This window comes from Paenibacillus sp. JNUCC-31, assembly GCF_014844075.1.
Classification (GTDB): Bacteria; Bacillota; Bacilli; order Paenibacillales; family Paenibacillaceae; genus Paenibacillus.
Map to the genome: position 1 here is coordinate 2606064 of NZ_CP062165.1, position 14790 is coordinate 2620853.

Annotated in this window: 12 protein-coding genes; 2 read left to right on the forward strand and 10 right to left on the reverse strand. The window is 49.4% G+C overall.

Annotated features, from left to right (window positions below):
• The first annotated feature begins 147 nt into the window (after positions 1–147).
• Positions 148–1584, forward strand: a complete 1437-nt coding sequence (locus tag JNUCC31_RS11390; protein WP_192271184.1) for a VanW family protein — start codon at positions 148–150, stop codon at positions 1582–1584.
• A gap of 165 nt (positions 1585–1749) precedes the next feature.
• On the opposite strand, the gene JNUCC31_RS11395 is transcribed toward JNUCC31_RS11390, so the two are convergent.
• The 4 genes from JNUCC31_RS11395 to JNUCC31_RS11410 form a co-directional block, all read right to left on the reverse strand.
• Positions 1750–3309, reverse strand: coding sequence for an MDR family MFS transporter (locus tag JNUCC31_RS11395; protein WP_192271186.1), 1560 nt, complete (start codon positions 3307–3309; stop codon positions 1750–1752).
• Between the two features lie 72 nt (positions 3310–3381).
• A complete protein-coding gene (locus JNUCC31_RS11400) occupies positions 3382–4053 on the reverse strand; it encodes a hypothetical protein (protein WP_228469621.1) in 672 nt (223 codons plus the stop codon).
• 57 nt (positions 4054–4110) lie between these two features.
• Positions 4111–4836, reverse strand: a complete 726-nt coding sequence (locus JNUCC31_RS11405; protein ID WP_192271191.1) for a polymer-forming cytoskeletal protein — start codon at positions 4834–4836, stop codon at positions 4111–4113.
• Positions 4837–4850: 14 nt separating this feature from the next.
• Positions 4851–5474 carry a YhbD family protein gene (locus tag JNUCC31_RS11410; protein ID WP_192271193.1) on the reverse strand — a complete coding sequence of 208 codons (624 nt, stop codon included), beginning with the start codon at positions 5472–5474 and terminating at the stop codon, positions 4851–4853.
• Between the two features lie 306 nt (positions 5475–5780).
• On the opposite strand from JNUCC31_RS11410, the gene JNUCC31_RS11415 reads away from it, so the two are divergent.
• Positions 5781–6569, forward strand: coding sequence for an alpha/beta hydrolase (locus JNUCC31_RS11415; protein ID WP_192271195.1), 789 nt, complete (start codon positions 5781–5783; stop codon positions 6567–6569).
• A 147-nt stretch (positions 6570–6716) separates the two neighbouring features.
• Here the strand turns inward: JNUCC31_RS11415 and argH are convergent, their stop codons facing one another.
• The 6 genes from argH to argJ form a co-directional block, all read right to left on the reverse strand.
• Positions 6717–8120 carry an argininosuccinate lyase gene (argH, locus tag JNUCC31_RS11420; RefSeq protein WP_024631587.1) on the reverse strand — a complete coding sequence of 468 codons (1404 nt, stop codon included), beginning with the start codon at positions 8118–8120 and terminating at the stop codon, positions 6717–6719.
• 106 nt (positions 8121–8226) lie between these two features.
• Positions 8227–9462 (reverse strand): argininosuccinate synthase, encoded by a 1236-nt coding sequence (locus JNUCC31_RS11425; protein WP_192271197.1) that lies wholly within the window; start codon positions 9460–9462, stop codon positions 8227–8229.
• 85 nt (positions 9463–9547) lie between these two features.
• Positions 9548–10516 carry an ornithine carbamoyltransferase gene (gene argF, locus JNUCC31_RS11430; RefSeq protein ID WP_192271199.1) on the reverse strand — a complete coding sequence of 323 codons (969 nt, stop codon included), beginning with the start codon at positions 10514–10516 and terminating at the stop codon, positions 9548–9550.
• 206 nt (positions 10517–10722) lie between these two features.
• Entirely contained in the window at positions 10723–11979 is a 1257-nt protein-coding gene (locus tag JNUCC31_RS11435) for an aspartate aminotransferase family protein (protein WP_192271201.1), read from the reverse strand.
• Between the two features lie 354 nt (positions 11980–12333).
• Positions 12334–13173 carry an acetylglutamate kinase gene (gene argB / locus JNUCC31_RS11440; protein ID WP_192271203.1) on the reverse strand — a complete coding sequence of 280 codons (840 nt, stop codon included), beginning with the start codon at positions 13171–13173 and terminating at the stop codon, positions 12334–12336.
• A gap of 323 nt (positions 13174–13496) precedes the next feature.
• Positions 13497–14735 (reverse strand): bifunctional glutamate N-acetyltransferase/amino-acid acetyltransferase ArgJ, encoded by a 1239-nt coding sequence (argJ, locus tag JNUCC31_RS11445; RefSeq protein ID WP_192271205.1) that lies wholly within the window; start codon positions 14733–14735, stop codon positions 13497–13499.
• Positions 14736–14790 lie beyond the last annotated feature (55 nt).

Below are 14790 nucleotides of genomic sequence, written 5' to 3' on the forward strand. Positions count from 1 at the left end.
TTTCGATGGTGAAGCATGGATACATATAAATTTTATTGTAACAAATTTGTTACCTATTGAGTACCCGAAAGTTTTCCATCATTGGATCATATATATGGAAAGTGTTACGAATTGCGGAACAACAGAAGTACAAAGGAGCGTACGGATATGAAAAAAATACATTTGACAGTCATTGTGCTATTCTCAATCCTCTTGATCGGTTCCGCATCTTACGGATTACTGTACATGTACGTGAACCAGCCTGCTCTGCCGAAAGGTGTACGTGTTGGCGAATGGTCCGTAGAGGGGATGAATCGCAAGGAGGTACAACAAGCACTGGATGAACGATTGAAACAACTGGAGGAGTGGCCTGTCACTCTGAAGGTGGACGATCCAGCAGCCAAAACAATGACGTTCACCGCTGCCCAGACAGGTGCAAATTACAGTGCTGACGACTTCCGGGCAGCCGTAAAGCAGCTGGATGAAGGCAATCTGTGGGAGCGCGCTTATGCCCGGTATCATTTCATCCAGGAGTGGCCCCTGAAGCTGACGTATCATTCAAAACCACTGCAAGAACAACTGAATCCTGCCTGGGAAAAGGAAAGCTTCGGTTCACCCGCGGACGCTGTCCGCCGCATTACCGCAAGTGACCAGGTACAATACATCCCGGAAAAGGGCGTCCGCCGGATCGCCTGGGATGAACTCGCGAGCCTAATGCAGGTCAAACTGCACCGGGATTTCGCTGCACTGGAGCAAGAGGCGAAGCCGAATCCGCTGCTAATTCAGCTGCCATTGTATACACTGCAACCTGAGATAACTCTCGACTCGCTGCGCAAGGAGGGGATTGAGCGGAAGATCATCCAGTTCTCCACCAGCCTTGGCAACAGCAGTGAAGGCCGGATACATAACGTCAGTGCAGCAGCGCAAGCCGTTAACAACATGATTTTGCCGCCTAATGGTACGTTTAATTATGAGAAGATCATCCGCAAGGCGGAGGAAGACTATGGCTTCCGGGAAGCACCAGTCATCGTGAATGGACGGTTAACCCCTGGTATTGGAGGCGGCATCTGCCAGGTATCCAGCACGGTCTATAACGCTGCCTTGTTGACCGGACTGGATATTGTCGAGCGCCGCAATCACTCCCTGCCCGTCAAATATTTGCCAAAGGGGCTGGATGCCACATTTGCCTCAGGTTCGATTAATTTTCGATTCAAAAACAATACCGGCAAATCCTTGCTGATTCAGGCCAAAGTGGAAGGTGGAAGCTTAACAGTCAAATTTTTCGGCACCTTCCCGGAGAACGTCAGTTATGCGCTGGAATCACATACGATTGAAACGTTAAGTGCCCCCGTGAAATATGTTGCCAGCAATGTATTGCCGGATGGAGTCCAGCAAGTGCTCCAGAACGGTCAGCCCGGGTATATTGTTGAAACGGTCCGCACCAAAAAGGTCGACGGTAAAGTTGTCGAATCCAAAACCATAACACGTGACACGTACAAAGCTCAGAATCGCCTGATTGCCCGCTCCTCTGGTCATATTAACCTGCCTGATCCTCAGGAACCCTCTATTGTGGAAGATGGCATTAGCGACACGAAGCAACCTTAAATTTAATCTCTATATCTAGTTGATCGCACTTTAGATGGAATCACGTTGCCAAAATAAAAAAAAGAAAAAGACACATCTCCCGTTTCCCATACTGGGCTCCTGAGAGATGTGTCTTTGGTTTGTTGTATAGATTCTTATCGTTGTAACGATCAGACTGAAACCTTTTTAATGTCCGCCTGTATATTCTCCCTGCTCCTCGCCAATGACCATCTTCTCCTTACCCATGAAGAACGCAGCAATTAATGCGAGCGCTGCCGGAATCGCAGCCCAAGCAAAGAGCTGCACGATGGAGGAAGACAATGCATGCGTAATGGCATCCAGCACCTGTGGCGGGATCGCCTTTCTCAGCTCTGGCGACAGCAACGCATGCGGATCGCTCAGATCCACTCCCTGAGGTACACCGCCTGCTGGAGCACCGGCGCTACCCGCTTCCGCCGCTGATCCGGCGAGGGCATCGTTCATTTTGCGCGTAAATACCTGGCTCTGCACGATACCAAAGATCGTAATCCCCATCGTCATGCCGAGTGACCGCAAAAAGTTAAGCGTGGAACTCGCAGCACCGCGTCTTTGCGGTTCAAACGAGTTCATGGCTGCATTGCTAAGCACCGAGAACGAAGCTCCAACACCAAGACCTATCATCACCATGTAAATACGTATCGTCCAGAGGGAAGAACCCTCATCCAGTGTGGTTAACAACCCGAGGCCAACGACCAGCAGGGCCAATGTAGGAATCATAATGTTACGATACTTGATTTTGGTCATGAGTACCCCACCCATAGAGGCGGTTACGACAGAACCCAGCATCATGGGCAGCAGAACGAGTCCGGAATTGGTCGCTTTGCCGCCGAGCACGCCCTGAATAAAGATCGGAATGTACACGGATGCCGTAATAAATGCCGCGCCACTGAACATGCCAATGACGTTACTGGACCAGTACACCCGGTTGCGGAACATGCCGAAGGAGATAATCGGTTCCTTGGCTCTTGTTTCCGCAAACAGGAAAAGCAGCGCCAGCACTACAAATCCGGCAAACAATCCGATAATCTGCCACGATCCCCAGGCGTATGTTTTGCCACCCAGCTCAAGACCGAAGATCAGACAAACCACAGCACCAATCAGCGTCACTGCACCCAGCCAATCAATCTGTTGGGACTGATGCTGATGAGATTCTTTGTAGAAAAATGCAATAAACACAAATGCAACCAGGCCAAGCGGCAGATTGATATAAAATACCCATTCCCATGTCGCATACTGTGTAATGTAAGCACCCAGCAGCGGACCGAATACGCTGGACAAGCCAAACACAGCTCCAAACAAACCGCCTAATTTGCCCCGGGATTCAGGCGCGACCACATCAAACATAATGGTAAAGGCAATCGGCACCAATGCACCTGCACCAATACCCTGAATAGCTCTGTACATCGTCAGTTCAACAATCGAAGTTGCCGTTCCGCATAATGCTGACCCAAGCATAAACACAATAATGCCAAATACAAAAAACTTCTTCCTTCCGTACATGTCGGATAATTTACCAAAGATCGGCATACCGGCCATCTCGGCTACCATATACGCGGAGGTCACCCAGACGAACTTGTCGAGACCGCCCAGCTTCCCGACAATATCCCCCATTGCCGTTGCCACGATGGTATTGTCCATCGAAGCCATCAGTATGCTCAGCAGTAACCCTGCCAGCACCAATCCAATATTGTTTTTACGTGCAACCATTGTACTCTATCTCTCCATTCACGCTCTATTCATATGACTGCATTAGTATATCCGAAAAGTTGCGGTGGATAATCAGTCCAAGGACCGATTGCTTTGCACCAAAACTTCCGATAGCGGATGAATTTGCAGAGAAGAGCGGTATTCCACTGTACCAATCCGGCAGCCGGGGCCAATTTTTATTTTATCCCCTCGAACAACTTCTGCCTCGGTGTACTCCAATTCGATATCGTCACCTTCGATCATTTCTACCTTGAGTACCGATTTCTGCCCCGAAAATAAACCTTCGAACAGTTTGCCCTTGCCGCTCTTCACTGAAATGATAGATCCACCCATTTCCCTGACCTCGGATGGCCCCATGATTCTGAGTGTCATTTGTTCGGCGCTGAGCATACCTGCTATCGTAAAACGGCCGTTTAGCTTCATATCCTCCACCTGACAATCGCCTGACACATGAAACTCCCCTACCACTTTCATATGTTCAGCTTTTGCATGTAGGTTAGGAGCATAATTGCCCTCCTGATCTTCGTCGCCGGCAGCAGCCCGCTCTTTCAGGGTAAGGGTTCCCGTAATTTTGATATCGGTTGATTCAAGAGATCCATATATAACCGATGTGCCAGTACATTTGAATTGATCACACAACAGATTATCGTTAAATGAGGAATCCCCCACTACCTTGACCTTTCCGTACACACCACCAGAAGAACTGCCGTCGCCGATGATGCTAATATCATGTTTTTTATCCATTGAACTCGCAAAATGGTTATTCAAACCGATCACATCCCTTTCGCTCCAAATCAAAAATTAAATTTGCTGACTGCTGCCCACCTTGGCATCCCGATCTACCTCAAGCTCACCCGAATATTCGACCAATCTGATGTTACAGCCGCGACCGATATGAACCTTGTTGCCACGAACAATGTCTGCCTCAGTATCTTCCAGCATGATTTCATCCCCCTCAATCAAGGATGTCTTGAATGAAGGTGTACCGCCCAGGCCAATACTTTTCCAAAAACCAGTCTGTTCCTTACGACGAATATCAATGCGTTCCCCGCCGATCTCTTTGGCCGAAGAGGATGTATGCAGCCTGATCTCAACCGTTCCCGCATTCAGGAAGCCACTGATTTTAATATTGCCCTGTACGTTCAGGGACTCACACTGTACGTCGCCTTCGATATCGATCACGCCGCCAATATCGATTCGTTCTCCATCCACTCGTCCGCGTACGGTACACTTTCCGTTCACTTCAAGCTCTGGGCTGCGGAGATCTCCGTTAATAGTGGTCAACCCATCCACACGAACACGAGAACTGATCAAGGGGCCATTCAGGGTGCACATGCCATTGATCGTTGCACTTTCTGCACTCAAAGATCCATGCATCTTCAATGTCCCATTCACATTAAGAGAGGTACAGTCCAGGTTACCGTTTACCTTAGCCATGCCATCAATGGATACCCGGTGAAATTCCCCGCCTGCCGTTTGGCTCAAGCCTGCTACGTTCAGATCATTTCGCAAATTTCGTTCCTCCATATATGATCCTCTCCTTATCCCAATTTGAGTTTTAATTCTTCCATAAACGTGCCCATAGGCTGCCTTAGAACCACCTTCACACCATTGTCAAAATAAAACTCCGTTCCTGCCGCCACCAGCATGAATGATGGAACACCCATCTTGCGAATAAGGACCAGCTCGCTTGGTCTGCCAGTGAAACGATAATAATGTTCAGACATCACATCGATCAGCAACGCACCCTCCTGCCGAGTTATATCTCCGCACATTAACAGCTTATCAAGTACATACAGCATCATAATCTGTTCCAATGCATACAGCGGTCGTTCCTGATGTGCTTCTTTCAACAGATCGAGCGATATTTGCGAAACAATGTTTCGCTCCACCAGTTGTTGAGCAGACATTTCCACTTCACCCAATGTAGGCGAAAATACGTCTGCAAGCTCATCCAGTGACAATCCATCCTTCATATTGAGTATCTTGTCAATCCGCAATAATATCTGTTGTTTCGGAAAAAAGGTCTCCTGTCCGGTATAGGACGACTTCCGAATAAACCATTCTTCCGGAATTAGATTTTTCCGCTTCCAGCGGTATAACTGGCCGTAGGAGATTCCCGTCAGGTCCAGCAATTCTTTTTTGGAGATCAAATCATCGGTCATATATGGTCCCCCTTTATATTGAAATCAGTGTAACATAACATTGTTACGTTGTAAAGCAGGCGAAGAACATTGTGAATTGAACCACCGTTTTCTATTCCTATCTCCTGCTCCCACATAAAAATTCACATATTTTCGGAAGCGTTTACTTTCCTCTCCCTACAGTGGACCTTGTTGTTGCATCGGAAGAGATTTACGTATAACCTGTTTACTATAAACACTTTGGAGCCATGACAGCTCCAGCTTCCATCCCTTGTATCAAATTCAGAACACTTCGACAATGAATTATGAAAGGGGTTACTTTAGCACATGGCACTTATTCAATGTAATTTTTACTCGGACACGCTTGGTCTAAGCACCAGCATGCATGTTATCCTGCCACAACAAACCCACAATCAGATTGGTATGGAGAACGTATCAGGTCAAGGACTGCATCCCACACTGTATCTGCTGCACGGTCTATCGGACGATGACTCTATCTGGCTTCGCCGCACATCCATTGAACGATACGTCGCTGACTTGGGGATTGCTGTGGTCATGCCTCAAGTGCATCGCAGCTTCTACACGGACATGGTTGAGGGAGGATCGTATTGGACCTTCATCAGTGAGGAACTGCCCACCATCGCCCGCTCTTTCTTCCCGTTATCGCATCAAAGGGAGGATAACTTCGTTGCCGGCTTATCTATGGGGGGCTACGGTGCATTTAAACTAGCTCTTCGTAAACCAGATCAATATGCTGCGGCAGCAAGTTTATCCGGGGCACTCGACATGAAAGCGCATATGGATAATATGAATTCCAGCCCACTCTGGCGGGCCGAAATGGAACGTATCTTTGGGCCGAAGATTGCAGGCTCGGAGAACGACCTGCTCCAACTACTGAAGGAGAACCAAGCGAGCAGTGGACCTCAGCCATTGCTCTATCAATGCTGCGGGACGGAAGACTTCCTGTATGATCAGAATCAATCCTTCCGTGAAGCCTGTGCGCAGACCGATCTCCAATTGACCTATGAGGAGGAACCTGGTGAACATGAGTGGGGCTATTGGGACAAGAAGATTCAGAATGTATTGAAATGGTTGCCTCTGCGAGAGCGTAAATAAAAAAAATCCAGTGGAACCCGCCAATCCATACTCAAGTAGAACGGTTCATTCACTAAAAGATCGTGAGTCTACAAACCAAAAAAAGCAGGCCTGAGAAAAATCTCTCTGCCTGCTTTTTTTGGTTTTATTTCAAAAGGTGCCTTAAAATCAACCTCGATTGGTAATCCATTGCTCTGTCATTTCCAGCACCTTTTCACTACGTGCAATCGCCTCAGCCACCTGGTTCGAAGCTGTTCCGCCGTATACGTTACGAGCATTAACAACCGCTTCCGGTTGCAGGACATCATAGATCCGCTCATCGAACAGCGGGGAGAACTGCCGGAATTCATCAATGGTCAGATCGAGCAAATACTTGCCGTTTTGGATACAGTACAATACCGTCTTACCGATAACCTCATGTGCTTGGCGGAACGGCAAACCTTCTCCCACGAGGAAGTCCGCAATATCCGTAGCGTTGGAGAAATCCTGATTGACCGCTTGACGCATCCGACCCTTGTTGACCGTCATCGTGGCAATCATCGGAGCAAACAATTGAAGTGCTCCCTCCAGCGTCGCTACCGTGTCAAACATGCCTTCCTTGTCTTCCTGCATGTCCTTGTTATACGCGAGCGGAAGAGATTTCAGTACGGTAAGCAAACCGATCAGGTTTCCATACACACGTCCGGTTTTACCACGGACGAGTTCGGGAACGTCCGGATTTTTCTTCTGAGGCATAATGCTGCTGCCCGTGCAGAATGCATCATCCAGTTCAACAAAACCAAACTCCGTACTGCTCCACAGCACCAGTTCTTCACTCAGACGGGACAAATGAGTCATGATCAGCGAAGCGGCTGCCAGGAACTCCACAATAAAGTCACGGTCGCTGACCGCATCCAGACTGTTCTCATATACCCCATCGAATCCCAGTTGTTCCGCCACAAAATGACGGTCAATCGGGAACGTTGTGCCCGCAAGTGCACCTGCACCCAGTGGCAGCACGTTAATGCGTTTGTAGCTGTCCATCAGACGCTCCGCATCCCGTTGGAACATTGAGACATACGCCATCAGGTGATGGGCGAACAGAATCGGTTGTGCACGTTGAAGATGCGTATACCCCGGTACAATCGTATCAAGATTGTCTTTGGCTTGTCCGATCAGCGCTTCCTGCAACGAGTGCAGCATGCCAACAAATCCAACCACCCGCTCACGCAGGTACAAGTGCATATCCGTTGCTACCTGGTCATTTCGGCTGCGTCCTGTATGTAATTTGCCGCCTACAGGGCCGATGGTATCGATCAGGTTTTTCTCAATGTTCATGTGAATGTCTTCATCCGATACGGAGAATTCCACTTCGCCCGCACGGATTTTGTGCAGAACGGTGATCAAACCTTCCTTGATCGTCTCTACATCCTCTGCCGGCAGAATGCCGCATTTGCCCAGCATCGTTACATGCGCCAGACTTCCTTGAATATCTTCCTCAGCCAACGCTTTATCAAAGTTGATTGACGCTGTGTATTCCTCAACCAGGTGATTGGTTTGTTTGGTAAAACGTCCTCCCCACAGCTTGCTCACAGTGAGTACTCCCCTTTCGCTCATGGACAAAGCCGCTCCTGCCAGATGTGCAAGAACGGCCCGCCTTGTCAGTTATAATCGTTTATGCTCTATATGCAGGATGAAATTAGTTTTTGTTTTGCTCCACACCGGAGTTTACTTTCAAACGCAATGCGTTCAAGCGGATGAAGCCTGTTGCATCCCCTTGATCGTATGCTTGCGTTGGATCAGCTTCCATTGTGGCAATGTCCGGATTGTACAGGCTGACAGGGCTTTTCACCCCTGCGCCGATGATGTTGCCTTTATACAGTTTCACACGAACCGTACCTGTAACATTTTTTTGGCTCTCGGTCACCAGCGCTTGCAGTGCCAGACGTTCCGGTGCGAACCAGAAACCGTTGTAAACGAGTGTGCTGTAACGTGTGATCAGGCTATCACGCAAGTTCATGACTTCGCGGTCCATCGTGATGGATTCCATTTTGCGGTGTGCTGTAAACAGAATGGTTCCGCCCGGTGTCTCATATACGCCACGGCTCTTCATGCCAACAAAGCGGTTCTCCACCATGTCCACACGGCCGATCCCATGCTTGCCACCCAGCTCGTTCAGTTGCTCCATCACTTGCAGTGGGCTCAAACGCTCACCATTCAGTGCAACACAATTACCTTGTTCAAAATCAAGTACAACATATTCCGCTTGATCCGGTGCATCTTCAGGTGCGCTGCTGAGCAGGAACATGTCTTTGTTCTCGTTCGTACTTGGATCGAACCAAGGGTCTTCGAGCACACCGCTCTCATAGCTGATATGCAGCAGGTTACGGTCAGTGGAATACGGTTTCGCCGCCGATGCGGTTACCGGAATTCCATGTTTCTCAGCGTAAGCGATCATCTCTGCACGTCCTGGGAACTGGTTGCGGAACTCTTCCAGACGCCAAGGCGCGATGACCTGAATGTCTGGTGTCAGCGCAGCTGCGTTCAGCTCAAAACGAACCTGGTCATTCCCTTTACCCGTAGCGCCGTGAGCAATCGCAGTAGCGCCTTCTGCACGAGCGATATCGACCATACGTTTGGCGATCAGTGGGCGTGCGATACTTGTACCGAGCAGGTATTGCCCTTCATAGAGGGCACCCGCCTGGAACATGGGATAGATGAAATCTTTTGCGAATTCATCGCGGAGATCGTCGATGTACACTTTGGAAGCGCCAGTAGCGAGTGCTTTTTCCTCAAGGCCGTCCAGTTCATCCTTTTGTCCGATATCCGCCGTAAATGCGATAATCTCTGCATCATATGTTTCTTTCAACCATTTCAAAATTACAGATGTGTCCAACCCGCCAGAATAAGCGAGTACGATTTTTTCCTTAGCCATGTGTGGTGGTCCTCCCCAAGTTCAGTTGCTTAATCTATCATCGCGAAATCTGCACCTAAAATCAACCCATTCAGACAAACAGCTTCTATTCGCTCATTAACGCAGCCATCAATGCTTTTTGTGCATGCAGACGATTCTCCGCCTGATCAAAGATCAGGGAGTTCGGGCCATCAATGACTCCGGCACTCACTTCTTCCCCGCGGTGAGCTGGCAGACAGTGAAGGAACATGTAATCCGGCTTGGCGCCTTTCATCAATTCCTCATCTACCTGATACGCTGCAAATGCCTGCTCACGAATCTTCTGTTCCTCTTCAAAACCCATGCTTGCCCATACATCCGTATACACGATATCTGCATCTTTCACAGCTTCCTGTGCACTGTACGTTACAATCACCTGTGAGCCGCTCTCCTGTGCAATGCTGCGCGCCTGCTCTACAACTGCGCTGTCAGGCTCATACCCTTCCGGAGTCGCTACTGCAACATGCATGCCCATCTTCGCTGCACCAAGCATAAGGGAATGCGCCATGTTATTGCCGTCTCCGACATAAGCCATTTTGAGACCTTCCAGCTTGCCTTTATGCTCAAGAACGGTTTGGAAGTCCGCGAGTACCTGGCATGGATGTGCCGCATCACTCAGGCCGTTAATAACCGGTACATCCGCATGTTGCGCCAGTTCAGTCACATTATGGTGTCCAAAGGTACGAATCATGATGCCATCCAGGTAACGTGACAGGACTTTGGCTGTATCATGTGTCGTTTCCCCGCGACCAAGTTGGATATCGTTTTTGCTCAAGAAGAGCGCGTGTCCACCCAACTGGAACATGCCGACTTCAAAGGATACACGCGTACGTGTAGATGATTTTTCAAAAATGAGTCCGATCGTTTTGCCTTGGAGTGGCTGATACGGAACACCGTTTTTTTGTTTGCCTTTAATCTCAATCGCAAGGTCCAGCAAATAGCGGATTTCCTCCGCTGTATAATCTGTAAATTCAATAAAATCCCGGCCTCTAAGATCTACCTTCTGGATCTTTTCCGTCTGTTGCGCTTGTGTCATGTTAATGTTGTCCTCCTTATTTCCGGTTCCCTGCACCCGCATGGGCAGAAGAGTGTAGAAGATTGAGATTTGACCATCCGGCTGCTCACGTGCATCTTCCGCTAGTTTACCGCGCGGCTACAGGGATTCATCATCTTGTTCCGCATCGAGGCCGGTGAAGGCCTCGAGTCAGAAAGGTTCCTAAACGAATTACTTTATACGTCCAATTAAGCGTTCTTCGCCGCCACATGCTCTTCAATCAATGTAGCTACCAGGGACACTGCTTCGTCAATCTCTTCCTTGCTCACATACAGATTCGGAAGCAGACGAATGACATTCGGTCCTGCGGATACAAAGAGAATGCCTCGCTTCTGACCAGCAAGCACGATGTCGCCTACCGCTTCAGCACATTCAATTCCGACCAGCAGACCCATACCCCGTACTTCTTTTACAAACGCATTACCTGTCAGGCGCTCCCGCAGGGAGTTCATCAGGTATTCGCCCATTTCAGCTGCACGCTCTGGCAGGTGGTCTTCCAGCATCGTTTCAATCGTTGCAATGACAACAGAGGAAGCAAGCGGTGTGCCGCCAAACGTCGTTGCATGGCTGCCCGCCGTAAACGCATCCTTCAGATAACCTTTACCCAGCATCGCACCTACAGGGAATCCACTGCCAATACCTTTGGCTACCGTGAAAATGTCTGGCTCAATGCCATAATGCTCATGCGCGAACAATTTACCTGTACGTCCCATTCCCGTCTGCACTTCGTCTACAATCAACAGCAGTCCGTGCTCTTCACACAGTTTCCGAACATGGTGGACAAAATCCGGCTTGACTGGGTGCACACCACCCTCGGCTTGCACCATTTCCAGCATAATCGCTGCTGTATGGGGTCCAATCGCCGATTCAAGTGCCGCTGTGTCATGCAAGGGTACAGTTACGAATCCGGCTGGCAATGGCAAAAATCCTTCTTTCACCTTATCCTGCCCGGTTGCCGTTAATGTTGCGAGTGTCCGTCCGTGGAAGGACTGGGCAAATGTAATGACTTCGTACCGATCTGTACCCTTCACCTTCTGGTGATAGCGACGAGCCAGTTTAATGGCCGCTTCGTTCGCTTCTGCACCGCTGTTACAAAAGAACACGGCATCTGCGCACGTATTTGCTGTCAACAAAGTGGCTGCTTTTTCCTGACCCGGAATCTGGAACAAGTTAGAGACATGCCACAGCTCATCTATTTGAGCTTTCAGCTTGGCTCCTACCTTCTCCGGTGCATGGCCCAGGCTCGTTACAGCCAATCCGCACATAAAATCGAGATAACGGTTGCCCTGATCATCCCATAACCAGCTGCCTTTTCCCTTGACCAGACTAATCGGATAACGTGCATACGTTTGGAAAAGAGAGCTTTCCGTCTGGGCCGCTGCCCCTGTCGCCGCTACGCCCGCTACTGCTGTGCCAGAACCTGGCTGTTCATTGCCTTTTGCCATCACCTATCACTCCTTATTTGTTGGTACACTCCTAAGGTGAATAAAACATAACACTAGACCACTTGATTGCAGTCCACCTTCCGAACATATGCATACTTCCACTTCGATGACAGAACAACCTTCCGATCGCTGTTATCCCCAGATTTCTTCAATTCATTTTTAAAGGTGGAAATCCAGTGATAAAGGCGCACGCTCCGCTTCTTCAGGTTATTTCTGTCCTCTCCGTTCTCGCGTTGATGTCTTCAGATTGGTTCTGCACTCTTCGTTATCGTGCTATGGCAGATTCACAAAAATCGAGTACATATTTTTTTATATAATATAAGACTTTTAAGACTCTAGCGTATTGAGAGCAAGTTAATGCATACGCATAATTCGGGTTCCGATCGTTTCTCCGCCAAGCACACGGCTCAGGATCTGTGGTTCGCTGCCGTCTACGATGACGACCTCACGCACTTTGCCGTGAATACAAGCGATGGCTGCGCGTACCTTCGGAATCATGCCGCCGTAGATTTCTCCAGTTTGGATCATATCCTCAATCTCCTGTACGGAAACGGATGCCAATACTTTTTTCTCGCCGCCTACGGTCTTCATGATGCCAGGAACATCGGTTACTACGATCATCCGGCTAACTCCGAGATGAGAGGCTACCGCACCTGCGGCTGTATCTGCGTTGATGTTATAACGTTGGCCTGATGCATCCACACCAACTGGCGCAATAACTGGCATATAGCCCATGTTTACGATACCTTGAATAATCTCCGCATTAACGCCCGTTACGTCACCTACCCAGCCAATCTCTGCATGGTTGGTAACGGGTTTCGCCTGTATCAGACCACCGTCCACACCCGACAAGCCCAGCGCACGTCCACCGACACGTTGGATCAGGCGTACGATCTGTTTGTTGATACTCCCCGCAAGAACCATTTCCACCACATCCAGCACGGGTTCTGTCGTCTTGCGCAATCCGTTCACGAACTCGGTCTCAATGCCCAGCTTCGCCAAGTTATCCGAAATCGCAGGGCCACCGCCATGCACGATGACAGGCTGAGTCCCTTGGGACTGCAAGTCACGCAGATCTGCAAAAAAGGATTCAGGCAATGCCGCCAACGTGCTGCCTCCGCATTTCATGACAAACGTCTGCTTCTCGGCACCTGACTCAGCTCCGGCACTCTCATTTTGCAATGTTGAATTCATGAGGGCACTCCTTTCATTTAAAAAATTCTAAAGGGCTTAACACTTAATTGATGCGATAATTGATGGCTGACCGTTCCGAATCCGGATCGTTCTTTCGATCGCTGTTGTCTCCAGGTTTTTTTGAATCCCTCTTTGGAGGGAAAAACCCGGAGACAAAGGCGAACGCTCCGCTTCTACAGAATCGATTCCGTCTTCTCCACTGACTTCACCAGTGTTCAACTACCAAATAAAGTTCAATCCTTATACATTTTCTATATATTATTTGTGAAACAGCTTCTCGTAGGGAAGCTGTTAGCTTCAATAAAATTAATTCAAAATATTTATTACGTGCGGTATGCCGCGTTAATTCGTACATAGTCATACGTCAGGTCACAGCCCCAAGCGGTAGCTGTTCCCTTGCCGTGGTGCAGATCGACCACGATGCGTACGGTATCCGTCTGCAAGTAGGCCAACGCCGCTTCTTCGTCAAATACGACCGGACGGGACTGTGCAAGTACAGAAATATCTCCCAGACGGATATCAACCGTCTCCGGGTTGACTGGCTGCCCTGCGCGCCCTACAGCTGCAATAATACGTCCCCAGTTGGCATCCGCGCCAAACATGGCGGATTTCACCAGGCTGGAGCCAATGACGGTCTTCGCAATCGCTTGCGCGGATTCATCACTAACTGCACCTGTAACCTGTACCTCAACCAGCTTCGTTGCTCCTTCGCCATCACGTGCAATGGCTTTGGCAAGCACTTCGCACACATAAGTAAATCCGGCAGCAAAAGCTTTCCAATCCGGATGTTCCACAGTCAGTTCTTCATTGCCTGCCAGACCACTGGACATCGCTACAAGCATGTCGTTTGTGCTTGTATCTCCATCCACTGTAATCATGTTGAAGGTATGGTTGGTCGCCTGGCGCAGCAGGCGCTGCAACGCTTCTGCGCCAATGACCGCATCTGAGGTCATAAAGGCCAACATGGTCGCCATATTCGGATGAATCATCCCCGATCCCTTGGCGGCACCTGCAATTGTAATCGTTTTGCCGTTCACTTCAACGGCGACGCAGGCTTCTTTTTTCACCAAATCGGTTGTCAGAATAGCTTGGGAAAAATGCTCCGCTTCTTCTTCTTCCTTGCCCATGTGTGCCGGAAGGCCGCTAATCCCCGAGTGCACAGCGTCCATCTTCAGCAATTCACCAATGACACCTGTGGAGGCGACAGCAACATCCTCTTCCGCTACACCCAATTCACGTGCAGCCGCCGTACGCATGGCGTAGGCATCCTCTTCGCCTTGTTGCCCGGTACACGCATTGGCGTTGCCGCTGTTCACGATGACTGCCTGAAGGCGTCCATTGCTCAAGCTCTCACGTGTGACTTTCAGAGGCGCGGCCTGGAACACGTTCGTTGTATACACCGCGGCAGCGGTAGCTGGAACGTCACAGCGGATCGCTCCGATGTCGTTGCGAGATGTTTTTTTCAAACCACAATGCAGTCCGCCAGCAGTAAACCCGCGCGGGGTTACAATCGTTCCGTTCTCAACTATCGTAAAAGCCTTTTGCTCCACATTCGTTCCCATATGTTATCCCCCGTTATGCGTTCGGCTGCATGCCGATGATCCGCTCGCTTAGCTT

Excerpts from the sequence above, each read along its gene's own strand:
- argJ (WP_192271205.1), bottom strand. The coding sequence starts at position 14,735 with ATGGGAACGAATGTGGAGCAAAAGGCTTTTACGATAGTTGAGAACGGA.
- JNUCC31_RS11390 (WP_192271184.1), top strand. The coding sequence starts at position 148 with ATGAAAAAAATACATTTGACAGTCATTGTGCTATTCTCAATCCTCTTG.
- argB (WP_192271203.1), bottom strand. The coding sequence starts at position 13,173 with ATGAATTCAACATTGCAAAATGAGAGTGCCGGAGCTGAGTCAGGTGCC.
- JNUCC31_RS11400 (WP_228469621.1), bottom strand. The coding sequence starts at position 4,053 with ATGGATAAAAAACATGATATTAGCATCATCGGCGACGGCAGTTCTTCT.
- JNUCC31_RS11405 (WP_192271191.1), bottom strand. The coding sequence starts at position 4,836 with ATGGAGGAACGAAATTTGCGAAATGATCTGAACGTAGCAGGCTTGAGC.
- JNUCC31_RS11395 (WP_192271186.1), bottom strand. The coding sequence starts at position 3,309 with ATGGTTGCACGTAAAAACAATATTGGATTGGTGCTGGCAGGGTTACTG.
- JNUCC31_RS11435 (WP_192271201.1), bottom strand. The coding sequence starts at position 11,979 with ATGGCAAAAGGCAATGAACAGCCAGGTTCTGGCACAGCAGTAGCGGGC.
- JNUCC31_RS11425 (WP_192271197.1), bottom strand. The coding sequence starts at position 9,462 with ATGGCTAAGGAAAAAATCGTACTCGCTTATTCTGGCGGGTTGGACACA.
- argF (WP_192271199.1), bottom strand. The coding sequence starts at position 10,516 with ATGACACAAGCGCAACAGACGGAAAAGATCCAGAAGGTAGATCTTAGA.
- JNUCC31_RS11415 (WP_192271195.1), top strand. The coding sequence starts at position 5,781 with ATGGCACTTATTCAATGTAATTTTTACTCGGACACGCTTGGTCTAAGC.
- JNUCC31_RS11410 (WP_192271193.1), bottom strand. The coding sequence starts at position 5,474 with ATGACCGATGATTTGATCTCCAAAAAAGAATTGCTGGACCTGACGGGA.